This is a genomic window from Actinocorallia populi, from assembly GCF_002995495.1.
GTDB lineage: Bacteria > Actinomycetota > Actinomycetes > Streptosporangiales > Streptosporangiaceae > Actinocorallia > Actinocorallia populi.
Window position 1 is genome coordinate 527,720 of record NZ_PVZV01000002.1, and the last position, 18,226, is coordinate 545,945.

Consider the following 18,226-nt stretch of genomic DNA (forward strand, 5'->3'; position numbering starts at 1 on the left):
CGGTCCGCGGGAGCGGCGTCCCACCGCAGAGGTGCGGGTGGGAGAGAAGGGGTTGTGGACGGGCGGAGTTCGGGGAGAGGACGCGGTTAGTCTGAGACGGGTCACCCGGGGTCATCGGATCGGGGTGAACCGGGGGCCGGATCGCGACGTCCGAAACGAGAGATCGTTCGTGCCGGTGGAGAGGAACGACTTGGACGCGGAGGAAGAGCAGGCGGGTGCCGCGAGGCGGCCCGGGGCGGGGGAGCCGGAGGCGGAGCGGTGGCCGCCCGCGTCGCTCACCCTGTCCGCCAGGCCGCTGCCGGACGTGGTGTTCGGCGCCCCGAAGCCCGTCCCGTCCGCGCCGGGGGAGCCCGCCGGAGCGCCGCCGGGGGACGTGACGGGGCCGGGTGAGGTCACCGGGCCGCAGCCCGTGGTGGACGCGGCGTTCGCGGTGCCGCCCGCCGCGCCGGCCGACGAGCGGCCCGCCGCGCCTCCCGCGGGGGCCCATCGGCGGCGGATGGCGCTGCTGGTGGCGGTCGTGCTGGTGGGGGCGCTGGTCGTGGTGCTGGCGGCGGTGGCGGTGTGGCCGTCCGGAAGCGACGGAAAGGTGCGGCAGACCGGGACGTCCCCGGCGGCCCCGGGGCAGGCGGCGCCGGGGAACGGGACGGACGGTCCCGGCGGGCCGTCGCAGCAGGCGGGTCCGGCGGAGACGACGGGTCCCGGGAATTCCTCGGCTCCCGGGAGCCCTGCGGTTGCGGGGGGTCCTGCGGGCCCTGGTGATCCCGTGGAGCCGGGAGACCCTGCGGTCCCTGGAAACCCGTCGGATCCCGGGAGCACGGCGGGTCCTGGAAGTCCTGCGGACCCCGCGGCCCCCGGGAGTCCCGCGGACCCGGCGGGTCCGGAGGCCGCGGGCGGCTGGCCGGTGCTCTCCGGGACGACCTCGCAGGGGATCGAGGTGACGTACCGGACGGTCGAGACGGCGGAGGGGTACTTCGAGGGCGAGGTGAGGCTCGTCAACGCCACGGGCGCGCCGCTGCCGGCCTGGACGTTGTCGTTCGGCTATCCGGGGGCCTCGATCAGGAACGTGTGGGGCGGTGACTTCCGGCCGCGTGAGGACGGGAAGGTGGTCGTCACGGGGAACGAGGACAGCACGCCGGTCGCGGCGGGGGCGTGGGTGAACGTGCGGTTCGGCGGGGCGGGGACCCCGTCCCGGCCGCAGGGGTGCACCGTGAACGGGGCGGCCTGCGGTTTCTGAGCGAGGGTGTCGGTGCGGGTCCGTTCGGGTCGCCGTCCTCGCGGACCGGACCACCGGCGGCCTGCGGTCTCTGAGCGGGAGGCGCCGGTGTGAGAGGCTGAGATCGTGCGTATAGCAAGGTTTTCCGCAGGTGAGGAAGTGTCCTTCGGGGTCGTCGAAGGCGAGGAGATCGCGGAGGTCTCGGGCCACCCGTTCCTGGGCGAGATCCGGTTCACGGGGGCCAGGCACCGGCTGGAGGACGTGCGCCTGCTGGCGCCGATCCTGCCCAGCAAGGTGATCGCGATCGGCAAGAACTACGCCGAGCACGCCCGCGAGATGGGTTCGGAGGCGCCCGAGGAGCCGCTGTTCTTCATGAAGCCCTCCACGTCCGTGGTCGGGTCGAACGATGTGATCCGGTACCCCGAGAAGCTCTCCCAGCGCGTCGACTACGAGGGCGAGCTCGCCGTCGTCATCGGCCGGCTGTGCCGCGAGGTGCCCGTCGCCCGCGCCCAGGAGGTGATCTTCGGTTACACGTGCGCCAACGACGTGACCGCCCGCGACCTGCAGCGCAGGGACGGCCAGTGGACCAGGGCCAAGGGCTTCGACACCTTCTGCCCGCTGGGCCCGTGGATCGAGACCGTGCTCGACCCCGCCGACCTGGGCATCGAGACCCTGGTCAACGGCGAGGTGCGCCAGGTCTCCCGCACCTCCGCGATGATCCACGACATCCCCCACCTCATCGCCCATGTCAGCCAGGTGATGACGCTGCTGCCCGGCGACGTCATCCTCACCGGCACGCCGGAGGGCGTCGGCCCGCTGGAGATCGGCGACACGGTGAGCGTGCAGATCGAGGGCATCGGCGAACTGCGCAACCGCGTCGTCGCGCGCGACTGAGACCGCCGCGGGCGGGGGAGTCCGGCGCTTCGGGCAATCGTTTTGGCTAGTGCCCCGGAAGTCCTGTAAGCTTTCCGAGGTCGCCAGGGAACAGCCCGAAAGGGACAGACCCGAAGCGCAATGGGGTATGGTGTAATCGGCAACACGACTGATTCTGGTTCAGTTATTCTAGGTTCGAGTCCTGGTACCCCAGCAAGGCCCCCCGGATGCCATTCGGGTGAGACCGGTCCTGCCTCCGTCGTCTAGTGGCCCAGGACGCCGCCCTCTCAAGGCGGTAGCGGCGGTTCGAATCCGCTCGGAGGTACTTTTCCTCACAACTCCATAGCTTGCCTCCGTCGTCTAGTGGCCCAGGACGCCGCCCTCTCAAGGCGGTAGCGGCGGTTCGAATCCGCTCGGAGGTACCGGAACGAAAGCCCTCTCCCGTTTTTCGGGAGGGGGCTTTCGCCATTTCAGAGGGTGTCCTCCCTGCTCTTGTTGTTTATGACACCCGGTGCCATCATGGCTCGTGCACAACCAGCGAGAGGTGGGAACCATGGGTCGTCTGACGGGCAAGGTCGCGTTCATCACAGGTGCCGCACGCGGGCAGGGCAGGGCGGAGGCCGTCCGGCTCGCCGCCGAGGGCGCGGACATCATCGCGGTGGACCTCGTCGAGTCCGCCAGCCGGTACGTCAGGTACGAGCCCGCGACGCAGGACGAGCTGGCCGAGACCGTCAAGCTCGTGGAGGAGCAGGGTCGGCGGATCCTGGCGCGCAAGGCCGACGTCCGCGACCTGGCCGCGCTGGAGGCCGTCGTCAAGGAGGGCGTCGAGCTGTTCGGCCGGCTGGACGTCGTGGTCGCCAACGCGGGGATCGTGAACTACGGCCGCACCTGGGAGCTCACCGAAGAGCAGTGGCAGGACATGATCGACGTCAACCTCACCGGGGCGTGGAAGACCGTCAAGGCGAGCGTCCCCACGCTCATCGAGCAGGGGCAGGGCGGCTCGGTCATCCTCATCAGCTCGGTCGCGGGCCTGAAGGGACTGCCCTTCCTCGCCCACTACGCCAGCTCCAAGCACGGCGTCGTCGGCCTGGCCAAGGTCCTCGCCAACGAGCTGGGCGAGTACGACATCCGGGTCAACACGATCCACCCGCACGGCGTCCGTTCGGGCATGTCGGACGGCAGCATGACGGACTTCATCGAGAAGTCCCCCATGCTCGGCCCCATCTTCATGCCGACGCTGCCCTACCAGATGGTCGAGCCGGAGGACATCGCCAACATGGTGGCCTTCCTCGCCTCCGACGAGGGCAAGTTCATCACCGGCGCCGAGATGAAGGTCGACCTCGGCGCGCTCAACCGCTGACGCCCGCGCCGTCGAGCGTCGCCGACAGCCCGGCCGCCACCTGGTGGATGGCCTCGTCCATCAGGTCGGCCAGGGCCGTCTCCCCGGCGCAGGACAGCCAGTGCTCGTAGGCGGTGATGGCGGCGGTGAGGACGACGTTGCCGACCAGCCGCGGGACCATCGCCGTGGCCGGGAGGCCGGTGCGCCCGGCCACGAACGCGGTGACGGCGGCCCGCCACGAGGCGTAGCGCAGGGTCGCGTCGGCCTGCAGGGTCGGCACCTCGAGGATGAGCCGCATGCGCTGCCGGTGCCAGGGCACGTCCGCCGGGTCGAACCGGTTGAACTCCACGACGGCCCGGCGCACCGCGTCCATCATCGGCGCCCGCGGGTCCGACCCGTCCAGCAGTTCGCGCAGCTTGCGCAGCTGGTCCTCGAAGTCGCCCCACACCAGGTCGTTCTTGGAGGCGAAGTAGCGGAAGAACGTGCGGCGCCCGATCCCGGCCGCGGCCGCGATGTCGTCCACGGTGGTCCCGTCGAACCCCTGCCGGGAGAACAGCTCGAAGGCCAGCCGCTCCAGCGCGGCCCGCGAGGTCGCGCGGGGCCTGCCCGCGAGCCGCTGTGCGGCCTTCCTTCCATCGGACGTCACGGGCACCAGGTTGCCATGGCCCGCGCGTCCCCGTGACGGGGCGGCGCGTCAGGGGGCGCGGGACTCCTCCAGGGCGCGGAGGAGGGTCTCGGCGTCGAAGGGGCCGGTGTGGCGGCGGTCGCCGATGAAGAAGGTCGGGGTGCCGCGGGCGCCGCTCGCCTCCGCGCTGGAGATGTCGGCGCGGACGCGTGCGTCGGTGCACTCGTCGTCCAGGTCCCGCAGGAAGCGCTCGACGTCCAGGCCGAGCTCGGCGGCATAGCCCGCGAGGTCCTCGAATTCCAGTTCGTCCTGGTGGGCGAACATCAGGTCGTGCATCTCCCAGAAGCGGTCCTGGAACCCGGCGGCGACGGCCGCGCGGGCGGCGAGCTCGGCGTGGGGGTGCACGTCGGCCAAGGGCAGGTGCCGGAAGACGTACCGCAGGTCGGATCCGAGGCGTCTGTGCAGCTCCCGGGTGACGCCCGTGGCCTTGGCGCAGAAGGGGCACTCGAAGTCGCCGTACTCCACGAGGGTCAGGGGCGCGTCGACGCGGCCCCGGATCTGGTCGGTGTCCGGGTCGACGGGAGGGTCGAGGAACCGCGGCAGGTCGGCGTCCCCCTCGCCGAGGAACCGCGCGGAGACCTGGAACAGCAGCCAGCCGAGCGTCGTGGCCAGCACCGCGGCGATGAGGACGCCGACGACCGCCTCGTCCTGCATGATCCGGTCGTCGAAGGCGAGCCCGGCGATCAGCAGGGAGACGGTGAACCCGATGCCGGACAGGGCGGCACCGCCCAGCACGTGGCCCCTGCCGACACCCTGGGGCGGCCGTCCGGCGCCGAGCCGGAAGGCCAGCAGGGAGGTGCCCCCCACGCCGATCAGCTTGCCCAGGACCAGGGCGCAGACCACGCCCCAGGTGAGCGGGGAGGCGAGCGCCTCGGCCAGGACGCCGCCGCGCAGGTCGACACCGGCGTTGGCCAGCGCGAACAGCGGGACGATCACGTAGCCGGACCAGGGGTGCAGCCGCAGCTGCAGCCGCTCGTTGATCGACACCGCCTGCTGCAGCCCCTCGCGCGCCGTGCGGCCCACCTCGACCCGGGGCGACTGCCAGAAGGCGCGGAAGGAGCGGGCGGCCCGTTCGACGGCGGCGCGGGCCGGCTCGTGCGCGGCGATGAGCAGCCCGCCCAGCATGCCCGCGATGGAACCGTGCAGGCCCGCCTCGTGGGTGGCCAGCCACAGCCCGGCCCCGGCCAGCACGTACGGGGTGCTGCGCCAGACCCCGAGGCGGCTCAGCAGCCAGAGCACCCCGCACATGACCACCATGGCCACCAGGGCCGGGGGGTGCAGCGCGTCGGAGTAGACCAGCCCGATCACGCCCACCGCCACGATGTCGTCGATGACGCTGAAGACCAGCAGGAAGATCCGCAGCTGGGTGGAGAACCGGGGGCCGACCAGGGCCAGGGCGCCCAGCATGAACGCGGTGTCGGTGCCGATGACCACGCCCCAGCCTCCGGCGGCCTCGCCCGAGGGGTTGAACGCCAGGTAGATCAGGGCGGGGATGACGATGCCGCCGAACGCCGCCAGCATGGGGACGGCGACGCGGCGGGGCTCGGTCAGCTCCCCGACGGAGAACTCGTGCCGCACCTCCAGGCCGACGACGAAGAAGAAGACCGCCATCAGGCCGTCGTTCACCCAGTGCTCGAGGTCCATCGCCAGCGTGGCGCCACCGAAGGACAGGGACGCCTCCAGCCGCCAGAGGGACTCGTACAGGTGCGACCAGGGTGAGTTGGCCCACAGCAGGGCCAGGAGCGCGGCGGCGAGCAGGAGCCCCGCGCTTCCCGCCTCGGTGGCCAGGAAACGGCGCAGGGGGGCCGACAGCTGCTCCCGCAGCGCGCCTCCGCCGGCCTTCGTCTCGTTTCTCGTCGCCATGTCGTCGGAGAGTTACCCGCTCCGGCGGGGAAGATCACCGGATGGGGCTCCGGAGGTCCCGAATTACAAAAGTAGTATTTTGGGAACCCGACCAGGTCATCCGGCGTTGTAGCAGAGACCTGACCGACCAGAGAGACACATGGACTGCGACCTATCTACCGGCACCGCCTCCCTCGCCACTGAACCGCGGAAGGGGAACCGGTGATCACCGCGCTCTCCCTTGTGCTGGGCGTGGCCGTGGTGCTCGCCATCACCGCGCTGACGGGTTACTTCGTCGCCCAGGAATTCGCCTACATGGCCGTGGACCGCTCCCGGCTGAACGCCCGTGCGGGAGGCGGCGACGGCGCCGCGTCCCGCGCCCTGAAGGTGACGCGGCGCACCTCCTTCATGCTGTCGGGGGCGCAGCTGGGCATCACCGTCACCGGACTGCTCGTCGGCTACGTCGCCGAACCGCTGATCGGCGAGGCGTTCGGGGACATCCTCGGCGGCGCGGGCGTGCCCGCGGGCACCGGCGTCGCCATCGGGACCGTGCTGGCACTGGCCTTCTCCACGCTGGTGCAGATGCTGTTCGGCGAGCTGTTCCCCAAGAACCTCGCGATCTCCCGGCCCGAGCCCGTGGCCCTGCGGCTGGCGCGCTCGACGCTGATCTACCTGAAGCTGTTCGGCTGGTTGATCTGGGTGTTCGACCAGTCGTCCAACCTCCTGCTCCGGATGTTGCGCATCGAGCCCGTCCACGACGTGGAGCACTCGGCCACCGAACGGGACCTGGCGCACATCGTGGCCGACTCGCGCCGCAGCGGCGACCTGCCGCCGGACCTGTCGATCCTGCTCGACCGCATCCTGGACTTCCCGCAGCGGGACGTCGAGCACGCCATGATCCCGCGCTCCCAGGTCGGCACCGTCGACCACGACACGCCGATCGGCGAGGTGCGGCGCGAGATGGGCGCCGGGCACTCCCGCTACCCCGTGCTGGACGCCGAGGAGCGGATCACCGGCGTGGTCGACCTCGACGAGGTGCTGGCCGCGGCCGACCCGTCCCGCCCCGTGTCGACGATCATGAAGCCGCCGGTCGTCGTGCCGACGCTGATGACCCTGCCCGCGGTGCTGGACGAGCTGATCGAGCACCGGGTGCAGCTGGCCTGCGTCGTCGACGAGTTCGGCGGCTTCGCCGGGATCCTCACCCTGGAGGACCTCGCCGAGGAACTGGTCGGCGAGATCACCGACGAGCACGACGCGGACGAGGAGGAGCCCACGGCCACCGCCGACGGGGAGGCCTGGATCATCCCGGGCACCTTCCACATCGACGAGGTCGAGCGCACCATCGACCACCGGCTGCCCGAGGGCGACTACGAGACCATCGCCGGGCTGGTGATCGCCTCCTACGGGGCGCTGCCCGAACCCGGCACGGAACTGGAGATCGAACTGCCCGCCGACCCCGCCGACCTGGCCCACAGCGACGAGCCGCCGCGCCGGTTCGTCCGCGTCGAGGTGCTGGAGATCGACAACCACGTGCCGTCGTCCATCCGGCTGGAGATCGGCCGGGACGTCGACCGGGACGCCCTGGGGGAGGAGGAGCGCTGATGGAGAACCCGTGGACCGTCCTGGTGGTGACGGTACTGATCATCGCGCTGAGCGCCTTCTTCGTCGCCGTGGAGTTCGCGCTGATCGCGGCCAAGCGGCACCGGCTGGAGGACGCCGCGCACACCAGCAGGTCGGCGCGCGCCGCGCTGCGCAGCGCCTCGGAGCTGACCGTGCTGCTGGCCGGGGCGCAGCTGGGCATCACCGTCTGCACCCTGGCGCTCGGCGCGATCACCAAGCCCGCGGTGCACCACTGGCTCACGCCCCTGTTCACCTCCTGGGGCCTGGCGCCCTGGTCGGCCGACGTGGCGGGCTTCGTGCTCGCCCTGATCATCGTGACGTTCCTGCACCTGGTCGTCGGGGAGATGGCGCCCAAGTCGTGGGCGATCGCGCATCCCGAGAAGTCGGCGACGCTCCTGGCGCTGCCGATGCGCGGCTTCATGTGGCTGACCAGGCCGCTGCTGCGCGCGCTGAACGAAGGCGCCAACCGGTGCCTGCGCAAGGTCGGCGTCGAGGCCGCCGACCAGGTCGCGGCCGGGCAGGACCCGGAGGCGCTGCGGCACCTGGTGGAGCACTCCGCCAACGTCGGCGCGCTCGACAGCCGGTACTCCGCGCAGCTCTCGGGCGCCCTGGACCTGCAGGACCTGCGGCTGGGCGACCTGCTGCGGCCGGACGCCAAGCCCACCACCGTGCCCAAGGGCGCCACCGTCGCCGACGTCCAGGCAGCCAGCCGGGCCTCGGGCCACCTGCGCATCCTGGTGACCGATCCGGGCACCGCGTGGGGCGTCGTCCACGTCCGCGACACCCTCAACGAACCGGAGACCGGGGACATCTCCCACCTGACCCGTCCGGCCCACCGCATGCCGGTGGAGACCCCCGTCTACACCGCCCTCACCCAGATGCGCGAGACCAGCACCCAGCTGGCCCTCGTCACCGAGGGCGACCGGGTCGCCGGAGTCGTCACCATCATCGACATCCTCCGCCACCTGTTCCCCCGCACCGAGAGCGGCCGGACGGCCCCGGCCGTCCGCTGACGCCGGGCCGGCACCCGCCGGTGTCCGAACGCCTACGCCGAGAGCCGCGGCCGCCATCGGGGTGGCCGCGGCTCTCGTTCCGCGCGGCTCCTTGCGGCGCCCGTCCTAACGGCGTCCGGCGGTGACCGGGACGTCCACGGCGATCTCGTCGCCGAGCTCGTAGCCGTCGGCGAGGTCGAGGGAGTCGCCGCTCCAGAAGCGGCCCGGGTCGTACCAGTTGGGGCGCCGCCGCTTGGGGAGCAGGCCCATCGCGCCGTAGGTGAGGGCGACGACCTCGGCGCAGTAGGCGCTCTCCAGCGCCTGCTTCTCCCTGAGGAACGGGACGCGGCCCTTGAACCAGCGGGTGGTGAGGCGGGCGGTGGAGGGGAAGGGCGTGCCGTCCAGGCGGGCGATCATCCTCAGCGCCCCGTCCTCCATCTCGCGGGTGACGGGACGGTCGAGCTGGCGCAGCCAGGCGCGCTGGCCGTAGCGGGCCGCCCACTGGCAGACGGCGTCGTGCATGTCGTGGAGCTGGACGCCGCGGTGCTGGGTGCCCGACCACAGGTCGGGGAGCGACCTGCCCAGCTCGGCGTGCCACATCAGCGGCGGCAGGTCGTCGACGACCAGGGATATGCCGACGTGGTTGACGGGGCTGTTGGTCAGCGTCTGGATCGCCCGGTCGGCGGGCGACCGGCCGCGGAAGACCCAGATGTCGCCGGTCCGGGTGAGTTCGAGTGCTCTCTCCAGGCTGATGGCCGTCATATCTCGTAGCCTAAGCGGATGAAGCGTATGAACTGGTGGAAAGTTCTAGGCCTGGCGGGTCTGGCGGGCGTCGCCGCCACCGGCGCCGTCATCGTCCGCTCCGAACGCCGCCGCCGCGCCTACACCCCCGAGGAGATCCGGCGGCGCCTGCACGAACGGCTCGCCGAGGCCGGGACGCGGGGCGACCCCGAGGCGTGACCGGGGGCGGCGCCGCCCTCACCGCGGGCGGCCCGTCCCCGCCGCTTCGGAGTCCGGCTCCCGCTCCGCACGCCGGGGAGCCGCGGTGTGGCGGGCGATGAGGAAGTCGGCGTAGTCGGCCAGGAGGTCGAGGCGGGCGTCCTCGACCGCGGGGTCGGGGGCGACGGTGCGGGAGATGGCCTCGCCGTCGAAGAGGTTGCGGACGGAGGAGACGAGCAGGTGGAGGGCCTCGTCGGGCAGGGGGGCCAGGGCGGGGACCTCGCGGGCGAGCCCGGTGATCTCCGCGAAGAAGTCGCAGGCCACGGGGGCGAGCCGGGCGCGGAGGTCGGCGTCGGCGCGGGCGGCGACCATGAGCTCGAACCAGACGGCGTTCTCGTCGTCGCGGTGGCGTTCGCGCATGAGGGCCAGGGCGGCGCGCAGGTCGCCCGGGGGAGCGGCGGCCAGGCGGCGGCGGGCCAGGGCCAGGTGGCGGCGGGCGACCTCCTCGGCGGCGGCGACGACGAGCGCGAGCCGGGAGTCGAAATGGCGGAACAGCCCGCCCTTGGAGATGCCGGAACGCGCGCAGACCTCGCCCACGGAGGTGCCGGCGTAGCCGGTCCGGGCGATGGAGGCGATCGTCGCGTCGACGAGGCGGGCGACGGTCGCCTCCCTGCGTTCGCGCTGGGTCCGGCGTTTCGGGGGCGGCTGTTCCGTGCTCACTCAGGCCAGGGTAGCGTCCCGGCCCCCCAGGGTGCGCGGGTCCACGGTGCCGGGCGCCTCGCCGACCCGCAGGAAGCGGCCGGTGCGGCGGCGCCCCAGGTCGGGCGCGTACTCACCGCCGCCGAAGACGCGGTTGCCCGCGACGTAGGCGGCGACCACGGTGGCGTCGTTGCGGTTGACCATGCGCATCATGCCGCCGAACGACTCCACGGGCGCCTCGTGCGTCTCGTCGAGTTCCGGGCCGAGGCGGTCGGGGTCGACGATGACGAGGTCGGCGCGGTCGCCCTCGCGCAGGTGCCCGGCGTCGAGCCCGTACCAGGAGGCCAGCTCGCCGGTGAGGCGGTGCACGGCGCGCTCGATCGTCATGAACCCCTCGTGGTGGGCGCGGCGCAGGAGGCGCAGCGGGAAGTTGTAGAACGCCATGTTGCGCAGGTGGGCTCCGGCGTCGGAGAAGCCCATCTGCACCTCGGGCAGGGAGCTGAGCCTGTTCAGCGCCCTGGGCCGGTGGTTGGAGATCGTGGTGTGCCAGCGGATCTTCGTGCCGTGCTCGACGACGAGGTCGAGGAAGGCGTCGACGGGGTGGATGCCGCGCTCGTCCCCGACCTGGCCGAAGGTCCTGCCGACGACGGATCCGTCGGGGCAGCCGACGATGTGGGCGTCGTGGAAGTCGCGGTGCCAGACGCGGGGCGTGAACCTGTTCTCGTACTCGCGGCGGAACCGGCGGCGGTAGGACTCGTCCTGGAGCAGCACGTTGCGCTCGACCTGGTCCTTCAGGTGCAGGGCGGCGGCGCCCGCGCCGAACTCCTCGAAGACCACTAGGTCGATGCCGTCGGCGTGCACCTGGAACGGGACGGGCAGGTGCTGCCAGCGGAAGTCCGCGCCGAGCCGGTTCACCAGCCGGGCGACGGGGCCCATGACGTGCATGATCAGCGGGTTGGCCTTGACGTCGGCGGCGGTGAGGTAGCTGGTGCGCAGCGGCTTGTCCTTCCCCCAGCCGATCGCCGACCACAGCGCGGGGATCAGCGCGACGGGCAGGGAGAGGTTCGGCACCGACTGCAGGACGCGGCCCGAGCTGCGCAGGATCCGGTACAGGCGGCGGCGTTCGGCGCGGCCGGCGTACGTCGAGGGCAGGGTGCGGGAGCGGTACCGGTCGCCGTCGAGCTTGTCCCAGGGGTTGTGCATCTCCGACATGCCGAGCATCCCGGCGCGGAGGGCGTCCACCAGGAGCAGCTCCATCCTGCGGATCTCGCCGTCGGACGGCCTGGCCCCCTCGTCCGTGGCCCGGCCCAGCCCCATCACCGCCGCCCGCAGGTCGGAGTGGCCGAGGAACGCCGCGACGTTCGGGCCGAGGGCCAGGCCTTCCAGCGCCTCGATGTACTCGCGGGCGCTGGTCCAGGTCTTCTTCTCCTCCAGCGTGGCCAGGACGTGCTCGCGCGGCACGGCCTCCACGCGGCTGAACAGGTCGGCGGCGTCCAGCGGGTCCACGTGCACGGTGCTCAGCGAGCAGGATCCGAAGACCACCGTCGTCACCCCGTGCCGCACCGACTCCCCGAGTCCCGGCTCGGTCAGGACCTCCGCGTCGTAGTGGGTGTGGATGTCCAGGAAGCCCGGCATCACCCACTTGCCGACGGCGTCGACGATCTCGGCCCCGTCCCCGTCGAGCCCGGCCGCCGAGACGGCGGCCACCCGGCCGTCCTTCAACCCCAGGTCCCGGACGGCCGAGGGCCCGCCCGTCCCGTCGAACCAGCGCGCGCCGCGAATGATGACGTCATAGCCCATGCCAAGATAGAAACCGATCGGTCTCTATGTGTCAAGGCCCGGTTTCACCCCGCGGCGCTCTCGTCAGGAGTCGGTGTAGTTCGCGGGGCGGCGCTCCAGGAAGGACGTGATCTGCTCGGTCATGTCGCGGGTGTAGGAGGTGAGGATCTGGGTGCGGTTCTCCAGGTCGATGCCGGCCTGGAGGCTGGGGATCTCCAGCTGGCTCCAGGCGACCTCCTTGGTCATCCACACGCCCATGGGGCTGTTGGCGCAGATGAGGGCGGCGGTCTCCAGGGCGGATGCGACGGCCTCGCCCTCTTGGACGACGCGGTTGACCAGGCCGATGCGCAGGGCCTCGTCGGCTTCGACGAACCGGCCGGTGAGCAGGAGCTCGTGGGAGAGCCCGGCGCCGATGAGCCGGGGGAGCAGCCAGCTGACGCCGATGTCGCAGCCGGACAGGCCGATGCGGACGAACGCGGCGTTGAACTTCGCCGTGGTGGAGGCGACGCGGATGTCGCTGGCCAGGGCGAGGGCGAGGCCGCCGCCGGAGGCGGGTCCGTTGACGGCGGAGATGACGGGCTGGCGCAGGTTGCGGAGCTTGGGGACGAGCGAGGCGATGGCCTGCTGGACGTGCATGCCCGCCTGGGGGCTCTTGCGCCAGGCGATCTCTTCCGGCGAGGCCGGTTCGGAGGTGTCGCGTCGCGGCGGGTCGTGCAGGTCCAGGCCCGCGCAGAAGGCGCGTCCCGCGCCGGTGAGGACGACGACGCGGCAGGAGTCGTCCAGGGCGACGGCGTCGAGCGCGGCGTGCAGGTCCTTGATGAGCTCGCCGGACATCGCGTTGAGCCGTTCCGGCCGGTCCAGGGTGAGCAGCCGGACGCCGGGCGCGGGCTCCTCCACACGCACCGTCTTCCCCGAGGCGGGGGTGTCGCGCAGATAGGCGTCGCCGTTGGTCAGCATGGGTCTTCCTTCGTTCTGGGGCGGGAGGTCAGCGGGTGACGAGGCCGCCGTCGGCGTGGAGGACCTGGCCGGTGACGAAACTGGCGGCCTCCGAGGCGAGGAACAGCGCCGGGCCGACCATCTCGTCCGGATCCGCGATGCGCTTCTGGAGGCTGGCCTGGGCCATGTGCTCCTGGAACTCGGGCGGGTTGTTGCGGACCATGTCGGTGTCGACGGAGCCGGGGGCCAGGGCGTTGACGCGGATCCCGCGGGGGGCGAACTCCGCGGCCATGGAACGGGTGTAGGCCACCATGGCGGCCTTGCCCGCGGCGTACATGGAGACGTAGGGGGAGAACATGAACGCGCCCGCGGAGACGACGTTGATGACCGAGGCGTGCGGGCTCGCGGTGAGATGCTCCAGCGCCCGCTGCACCAGGAAGACCGGGCCGCGGACGTTGACGTCCTGGGACTTGGCGAACGCCTCCGGAGTCAGGGAGCCCAGCGGCAGCGCGAGGGCGTTGGCGGCGTTGTTGACCAGGACGTCGATCCCGCCGAAGGTGTCGGTGGTGCGTGTCACGAGGGCGTCGAGGGAGTCGAGGTCGCCCAGGTGGGTGGGGACGCCGAGCGCGGACCCGCCCATTGCCTTCAGGTGCGCCTCGGTCTCGGCGCAGGCCTCGGGCTTGCGGCTGGCCACGACGACGCTCGCCCCGGCGGCGACGAACCCCTCGGCGATCGCCCGCCCGATGCCGCGGGTCCCTCCGGTGACGACGGCGACCCTGCCCGTCAGATCGAACAGCGACCGCAACCGCTCGGCGTCCATGTGCCCTCCTGCTCCTTCGGCCGGGGAACGCGGAAGGCCCCCGGCCCTGTGCTGATCAGGACCCTCTAGTAAATGGGCACTGACTGTCAATATCCGGGGGCCCGGGACGTCGTCCCGTGCCGGGGGGCGGACCGTCACTGGCGGCCGGGACACCGGGGGCGGCACCGTGGCGGTGGCTCAGGAAAGCCGCGAGGAGAGGGGAAACCATGAACGCTGCCGGGACGGCGCAGAGCGGGACGCGGACGGCGGGTCCGCTGTGGGCCTGGGCGGGGGCGGCCGCCGGACTCGCCGGAGTGGTCGCGGTGCAGGTGAGCGGCGGCATCACCGCGGCCTACGACGAGGAGTCCGCCGGTGACGTGAGCGCCGTCGACCAGGCGCTCCTCGCGCAGGCAGACTCGCTGCTGGCCCTGCACACGGCCCTGATGGCCGCGACGGTGCTGCTGCCGGTGTTCGCGGCGGGACTGTGGCGGCGCCTGCGCCCCGCCGTTCCCGGTGACAGCCTGCTGCCCGCCGTGGCGGCCATGGGCCTGGTCCTGACGGCGGTGGCGACCCTGCTCGGCAGCGGCCTGAACACCGAGCTGTACTTCGGGCTGATCTCCCCCAGGGGCGACCTCGCCCCGGAGTTCGCCCTGATCGGCGCCCACTGGGTCGGCACGATCCCGTGGTTGTGGGTCGGTGCGGGCATCACGGGCGTGGCCGTCGCCGCCGCGTCCCTCAGGTACCGCGCGGTACCGCTGTGGCTCGGCTGGACGAGCGCCCTGATCGGCGGCCTCACCCTCGTCGCCGGGATCTCACCCCTCCAGTACACGGCGGGATACACCGGCCCGGTCTGGGTCCTGATCGCCGGGATCGGCTTCGCCCTCTCCCGCCCGGCGGCCCGGTGAGGCGCCGAACGTGACGGGGCCGCCACCCGGAGAACAGCGGCGAATTCCCTTCCCGAGCGGCCGGACGGCGGTTCGGGTATGTCGCCAGGAAGGGCTGGATACTTTTTGGGTATATCGCAGATATTCTGCGGCCGCGTGGAATTCTGCTCTTTCTTTTCATCTCTTCGTGATCTAGTTTTTCGGCAGGAAAGGCCTGATCGACGACAGCCCGCGAAGGCGGGCGGGAGAGTGATGGAAATGCTCAAGAAGACGACGTCGGTGCTGGCCGCGGCCTCGGTTCTCGCCCTGGGAGGCCAGGCCGCTCCGGCACTGGCCGCGGCCACGACCTGGACGGTGGCCAATCCCAATGCCGACGGTTCCTTCACCGCGGAGTCGGGTCCGCTGACGGTGAAGAACAGCGCCGGCCGAACGCTCTTCACCTGCCAGAGCGTCGACGCCCTGGGCACCATGCCCAGCAGATCCGTCACCAGTGACGCCGGCCCCGGCCTGGGCCAGTTCACGTGGGCCAGTGCGAACGCCTGCACGGGTGGTGACGGCAGCGCGTGGAACGGGCAGCTGGGCGGTTCCTCGGCGTTCCACTACTTCAACGCCACCAAGTTCGCCGCCGCGACGGGGACGACCACGTTCGACCAGACCCATCCCTCGTTCTTCACCTTCTACACCCCCGGCTCCAACCGCTGCCTCTTCATCATCAAGGCCAAGGGAATGACCTACACCAACGCCACCTCCACCCTGAAGACCACGAAGGCGGAGGTCCTGGTGGGCAACAAGCAGGACGGCACGCCCAGCTGCCAGGGCCTGCTGACCCAGGGCGAGACCATCACGTTCGCCACCGAGTACGAGTTCACCCCCGCCATCAAGATCACCGCGACCTCCTGCCCGGTCTGATCCGGCCGGGGCCGCTCCCCGGTACCGCGCGAGGGCGGCCATGATGCGTTCGGTCTGACGGTCAGGGGACGGGAGCGGAACACGTGGAGATCACCGAACGGGAACTGCCGGGGCTGCTCCGCGAGGCCGTTGCCAGGGACGGTGACGCCGAGCTCTACACGCGGGTGTGCGCGCTGGCCCGGCTGGCCGTTGCGGTGCTGCCCGCGGACTCCGACCGGGGCCGCGCGCTTCTCGACCGGGGAAAGGCCATCGCCCTGTCCGACTTCTTCCACGGCCGGGATATGGCCCTGGCGGAACTGGCACGTGCCGCGGTCGAGGGCGGCGACCGCGCCAAGGCCCGGGAGCTCGTCCTCGCCAACCCCGACGAGGACCGGCGGACGGCGGAGTTCCTGAAGCTGATGAGGGCCACCGCGCCGGACGGCGTCGCCCTGCTCGCCGACGAGGCGGAGGGCCTCATCTGGCACCTGCCCGCCGAGGACCGTGCCGCTTCGCCGGCCGCCGAACTGGCCGCGCTCCTGGCCCCTCGCGACTCCCGCCGGTCCCGCGCCCTCGCCGAGTACGCCGAGGCCCTGCTCCCGTCGATCATCGACCCGGAACGGGCGGCCTGGGTCCTGGCCGGACTGGCGAGGGCGGCGGTGGCCCTCGGCGACCCGGCATACGCCTTCACCTGCATCGACCGTTCGGAGGCGCGCAACGTCGGCTATCCCGAGGACCGGGCCCTGCTGCTGACGGAACTGGCGGAGGCCGCCGCCGCAGCGGGTGACCGGGACATGGCCGCGCTCCTGCTGGAGGACGCCCGCACCCTCCTCGCGGAGACGCCCGATCCCTACATGCGTTTCCTGGGTTCACTGGAGGTGGCCCACTCCGCGCGGATCGCCGGCGAGCAGCGGACGGCCCGCGAGGCCCTCCGGGAGGCCGAGCTCACCGCTCCCGTCATCGACGACCCCTACCAGCAGGCGCTCGCCTGGACGGAACTGGCGAGGACCGCGCCTGCCGGACCCTTCGCCTCCCGTGCCCGCGCCCTCATCCCGTCCATCGAAGCCCCGCGGTCCAAGCTCGAGATCCTGTCCCGAGCGCCCGCGCCGGGCCCCGTCCGCGACTTCCTCTTCCAGGAGCTTCCCACCGCTCCTTGGCCGGTCTGCCTGACCGCGGCTCTTCTCGCCTTCCCCGCTCCGGCGCCCGAAGTGCTGCTGCGCATCGCGGACGACTTCCTCACCACCGCCTTCTGACCGGCCGGACGGCGGGTAGAGCCTGCTCCATGCCGAGGATGGTGGAAAGGGCATCCGAAAGAAGAGGGACGTCCTTCCACTTTCAAGCTATAGCGCACAGGGGGGCTTGCCACAAGACCCGGGGGCTGAAGCAGAATCGCAGGCCGAACGCCGAATCTGGGAAAAAGGGGGGCGCGGAATGCGTGTTCTGCTGTCTGTTTGCGGGTCGCGGGGGGACGTCGAGCCGTTGGTGGCGCTCGCGGTGCGGTTGCGGGAGCTCGGAGCGGAGGCGCGGGTGTGCGCGCCGCCGGACGAGGAGTTCGTCAGGCGGTCGGCCGAGGCCGGAGTGACGCTGGTGCCGGCGGGGGCGCCGATGCGTGAGTTCGTGAATCGGGCGAGGTCGCGTCCGGCAGGCGGGTTCCAGGAGGTCGTGGCGGAGCTGGTCGCCACGCAGTACGAGGCGGTCGCCGCGGCTGCCGACGAGGGGTGCGATCTGGTGGTGGCGACCGGCCTGATGCCCGCCGCGGCCGCCGCGCGGGCGGTCGCCGACCAGAAGGGTGTCCCTTACGTGCTCGCGGCCTACTACCCGTGGATCCTGCCGTCACCGCACCACCCGCCGTTCTCGTATCCGGGACGGCCGCTTCCCCGGGACGTCACCGACAACCGGGTGTTGTGGGAGCTGGACCGCGAGAACATGAACATCGTGTTCGGCGGGCCGCTGAACGCCCACCGGGTGTCGGTGGGGCTGCCCCCGATGGAGAGCGTCCGCGACCACGTCTTCACGGACCGGCCGCTGCTGGCCGCAGATCCGACCCTGGCCGCCTGGCAGGAGCCGGCCGACCTCGGCGTCGTGCAGACCGGCGCGTGGATCGCCCCCGACGACCGCCCGCTCCCGCCCGAGCTGATGGCCTTCCTGGACGCCGGAACGCCGCCGGTGTACGTGGGTTTCGGCAGCATGTCCATGAACACCTCGAACGACACGGCCCGAGCCGCCATCGAAGCGGTCCGCGACCACGGCCGCCGCGCCGTCGTCTCGCGGGGCTGGGCCGACCTGGGCCTGATCGACGACGGAGACGACTGCTTCCTCGTCGGCGAGGCCAACCACCAGGCGCTGTTCGGCCGCGTGGCCGCCGTCGTCCACCACGGCGGCGCGGGCACGACCACGAAGGCCGCCCTCGCCGGAACCCCCCAGGTGCTGGTCCCCCAGCTGGTCGACCAGCCGTACTGGGGCCGCCGCGTCACCGAGCTGGGCATCGGCGCGGCCCTCGACAACCCCACCCCGACCGCCGAGACCCTGTCCACCGCCCTCGAAACGGCCCTCGCCCCCAAGACCCGCTCACGCGCGTCCGGCCTGGCCGGCGAGATCCGCACCGACGGCGCCGCCAAGGCCGCCCGCCTGCTCCTCGACATGATCGGCTGACCCGCCGGTCCTCCTCGCCAACCCCGAGGAGGACCGGCGGGCGGCGGATCCGGAGAGCACGCACCCGGCCCGTGGCGGGTGCGTCTTCA

The 18,226-nt window shown here is 72.0% G+C and carries 17 protein-coding genes and 3 tRNA genes; 13 read left to right on the forward strand and 7 right to left on the reverse strand.

Annotation, left to right across the window (positions count from 1 at the left end):
- Positions 1 to 190 precede the first annotated feature (190 nt).
- The 6 genes from C2865_RS40635 (at position 191) to C2865_RS09405 (ending at position 3,446) form a co-directional block, all read left to right on the forward strand.
- Complete coding sequence (locus tag C2865_RS40635) at positions 191 to 1,234, forward strand: cellulose binding domain-containing protein (RefSeq protein ID WP_232835476.1); 1,044 nt, start codon at positions 191 to 193, stop codon at positions 1,232 to 1,234.
- A 105-nt stretch (positions 1,235 to 1,339) separates the two neighbouring features.
- Positions 1,340 to 2,107, forward strand: a complete 768-nt coding sequence (locus tag C2865_RS09385) for a fumarylacetoacetate hydrolase family protein (protein WP_106397967.1) — start codon at positions 1,340 to 1,342, stop codon at positions 2,105 to 2,107.
- Between the two features lie 121 nt (positions 2,108 to 2,228).
- Positions 2,229 to 2,300, forward strand: a tRNA-Gln gene (locus C2865_RS09390).
- Positions 2,301 to 2,338: 38 nt separating this feature from the next.
- Positions 2,339 to 2,411: transfer RNA gene (locus C2865_RS09395), tRNA-Glu, on the forward strand.
- 24 nt (positions 2,412 to 2,435) lie between these two features.
- Positions 2,436 to 2,508, forward strand: a tRNA-Glu gene (locus C2865_RS09400).
- A gap of 131 nt (positions 2,509 to 2,639) precedes the next feature.
- Positions 2,640 to 3,446 (forward strand): mycofactocin-coupled SDR family oxidoreductase, encoded by an 807-nt coding sequence (locus tag C2865_RS09405; RefSeq protein ID WP_106397968.1) that lies wholly within the window; start codon positions 2,640 to 2,642, stop codon positions 3,444 to 3,446.
- On the opposite strand, the gene mftR is transcribed toward C2865_RS09405, so the two are convergent.
- Entirely contained in the window at positions 3,436 to 4,071 is a 636-nt protein-coding gene (mftR, locus tag C2865_RS09410; RefSeq protein WP_232835477.1) for a mycofactocin system transcriptional regulator, read from the reverse strand. The genes C2865_RS09405 and mftR overlap by 11 nt on opposite strands.
- A 48-nt stretch (positions 4,072 to 4,119) precedes the next feature.
- Positions 4,120 to 5,973 carry a Na+/H+ antiporter NhaA gene (gene nhaA / locus C2865_RS09415; protein ID WP_106397970.1) on the reverse strand — a complete coding sequence of 618 codons (1,854 nt, stop codon included), beginning with the start codon at positions 5,971 to 5,973 and terminating at the stop codon, positions 4,120 to 4,122.
- Positions 5,974 to 6,174: 201 nt separating this feature from the next.
- Between nhaA and C2865_RS09420 the strand changes: the two genes are divergently transcribed.
- Together C2865_RS09420 and C2865_RS09425 are read left to right on the forward strand one after the other, a co-directional pair.
- A complete protein-coding gene (locus C2865_RS09420) occupies positions 6,175 to 7,554 on the forward strand; it encodes a hemolysin family protein (RefSeq protein WP_106397971.1) in 1,380 nt (459 codons plus the stop codon).
- Positions 7,554 to 8,585 carry a hemolysin family protein gene (locus C2865_RS09425; protein ID WP_106397972.1) on the forward strand — a complete coding sequence of 344 codons (1,032 nt, stop codon included), beginning with the start codon at positions 7,554 to 7,556 and terminating at the stop codon, positions 8,583 to 8,585. The genes C2865_RS09420 and C2865_RS09425 overlap by 1 nt, the downstream gene beginning before the upstream one ends.
- 105 nt (positions 8,586 to 8,690) lie before the next feature.
- On the opposite strand, the gene C2865_RS09430 is transcribed toward C2865_RS09425, so the two are convergent.
- Positions 8,691 to 9,326 (reverse strand): hypothetical protein, encoded by a 636-nt coding sequence (locus C2865_RS09430; RefSeq protein WP_106397973.1) that lies wholly within the window; start codon positions 9,324 to 9,326, stop codon positions 8,691 to 8,693.
- Positions 9,327 to 9,344: 18 nt separating this feature from the next.
- Between C2865_RS09430 and C2865_RS39315 the strand changes: the two genes are divergently transcribed.
- Entirely contained in the window at positions 9,345 to 9,524 is a 180-nt protein-coding gene (locus C2865_RS39315) for a hypothetical protein (protein ID WP_157963642.1), read from the forward strand.
- Between the two features lie 18 nt (positions 9,525 to 9,542).
- Here C2865_RS39315 and C2865_RS09435 read toward each other — a convergent pair whose 3' ends face one another.
- From C2865_RS09435 to C2865_RS09450, 4 genes are all read right to left on the reverse strand, one after another.
- Positions 9,543 to 10,223 (reverse strand): TetR/AcrR family transcriptional regulator, encoded by a 681-nt coding sequence (locus C2865_RS09435; protein WP_106397974.1) that lies wholly within the window; start codon positions 10,221 to 10,223, stop codon positions 9,543 to 9,545.
- Entirely contained in the window at positions 10,224 to 12,002 is a 1,779-nt protein-coding gene (locus C2865_RS09440) for an N-acyl-D-amino-acid deacylase family protein (protein WP_106397975.1), read from the reverse strand.
- Between the two features lie 63 nt (positions 12,003 to 12,065).
- Positions 12,066 to 12,938 (reverse strand): enoyl-CoA hydratase/isomerase family protein, encoded by an 873-nt coding sequence (locus C2865_RS09445; protein ID WP_106397976.1) that lies wholly within the window; start codon positions 12,936 to 12,938, stop codon positions 12,066 to 12,068.
- Positions 12,939 to 12,966: 28 nt separating this feature from the next.
- Positions 12,967 to 13,737 (reverse strand): SDR family NAD(P)-dependent oxidoreductase, encoded by a 771-nt coding sequence (locus C2865_RS09450; RefSeq protein WP_106397977.1) that lies wholly within the window; start codon positions 13,735 to 13,737, stop codon positions 12,967 to 12,969.
- A gap of 206 nt (positions 13,738 to 13,943) precedes the next feature.
- On the opposite strand from C2865_RS09450, the gene C2865_RS09455 reads away from it, so the two are divergent.
- The 4 genes from C2865_RS09455 to C2865_RS09470 all read left to right on the forward strand — a co-directional run bounded on the left by C2865_RS09455 (position 13,944) and on the right by C2865_RS09470 (position 18,137).
- The gene (locus C2865_RS09455; protein ID WP_106397978.1) at positions 13,944 to 14,621 is read left to right on the forward strand and encodes a hypothetical protein; all 678 of its coding nucleotides are present in this window, start codon (positions 13,944 to 13,946) and stop codon (positions 14,619 to 14,621) included.
- Positions 14,622 to 14,858: 237 nt separating this feature from the next.
- A complete protein-coding gene (locus tag C2865_RS09460; RefSeq protein WP_106397979.1) occupies positions 14,859 to 15,509 on the forward strand; it encodes a hypothetical protein in 651 nt (216 codons plus the stop codon).
- An 83-nt stretch (positions 15,510 to 15,592) separates the two neighbouring features.
- Positions 15,593 to 16,738 carry a hypothetical protein gene (locus C2865_RS09465; protein WP_106397980.1) on the forward strand — a complete coding sequence of 382 codons (1,146 nt, stop codon included), beginning with the start codon at positions 15,593 to 15,595 and terminating at the stop codon, positions 16,736 to 16,738.
- A 178-nt stretch (positions 16,739 to 16,916) separates the two neighbouring features.
- Entirely contained in the window at positions 16,917 to 18,137 is a 1,221-nt protein-coding gene (locus tag C2865_RS09470; RefSeq protein WP_106397981.1) for a glycosyltransferase, read from the forward strand.
- The last annotated feature ends 89 nt before the right edge of the window (positions 18,138 to 18,226 follow it).

Coding starts and splice junctions, on each gene's coding strand:
- C2865_RS09450 (WP_106397977.1), bottom strand. CDS start 13,737: ATGGACGCCGAGCGGTTGCGGTCGCTGTTCGATCTGACGGGCAGGGTC.
- C2865_RS09460 (WP_106397979.1), top strand. CDS start 14,859: ATGCTCAAGAAGACGACGTCGGTGCTGGCCGCGGCCTCGGTTCTCGCC.
- C2865_RS09455 (WP_106397978.1), top strand. CDS start 13,944: ATGAACGCTGCCGGGACGGCGCAGAGCGGGACGCGGACGGCGGGTCCG.
- C2865_RS09470 (WP_106397981.1), top strand. CDS start 16,917: ATGCGTGTTCTGCTGTCTGTTTGCGGGTCGCGGGGGGACGTCGAGCCG.
- nhaA (WP_106397970.1), bottom strand. CDS start 5,973: ATGGCGACGAGAAACGAGACGAAGGCCGGCGGAGGCGCGCTGCGGGAG.
- C2865_RS09430 (WP_106397973.1), bottom strand. CDS start 9,326: ATGACGGCCATCAGCCTGGAGAGAGCACTCGAACTCACCCGGACCGGC.
- C2865_RS09425 (WP_106397972.1), top strand. CDS start 7,554: ATGGAGAACCCGTGGACCGTCCTGGTGGTGACGGTACTGATCATCGCG.
- C2865_RS39315 (WP_157963642.1), top strand. CDS start 9,345: ATGAAGCGTATGAACTGGTGGAAAGTTCTAGGCCTGGCGGGTCTGGCG.
- C2865_RS09445 (WP_106397976.1), bottom strand. CDS start 12,938: ATGCTGACCAACGGCGACGCCTATCTGCGCGACACCCCCGCCTCGGGG.
- C2865_RS09405 (WP_106397968.1), top strand. CDS start 2,640: ATGGGTCGTCTGACGGGCAAGGTCGCGTTCATCACAGGTGCCGCACGC.
- C2865_RS09440 (WP_106397975.1), bottom strand. CDS start 12,002: ATGGGCTATGACGTCATCATTCGCGGCGCGCGCTGGTTCGACGGGACG.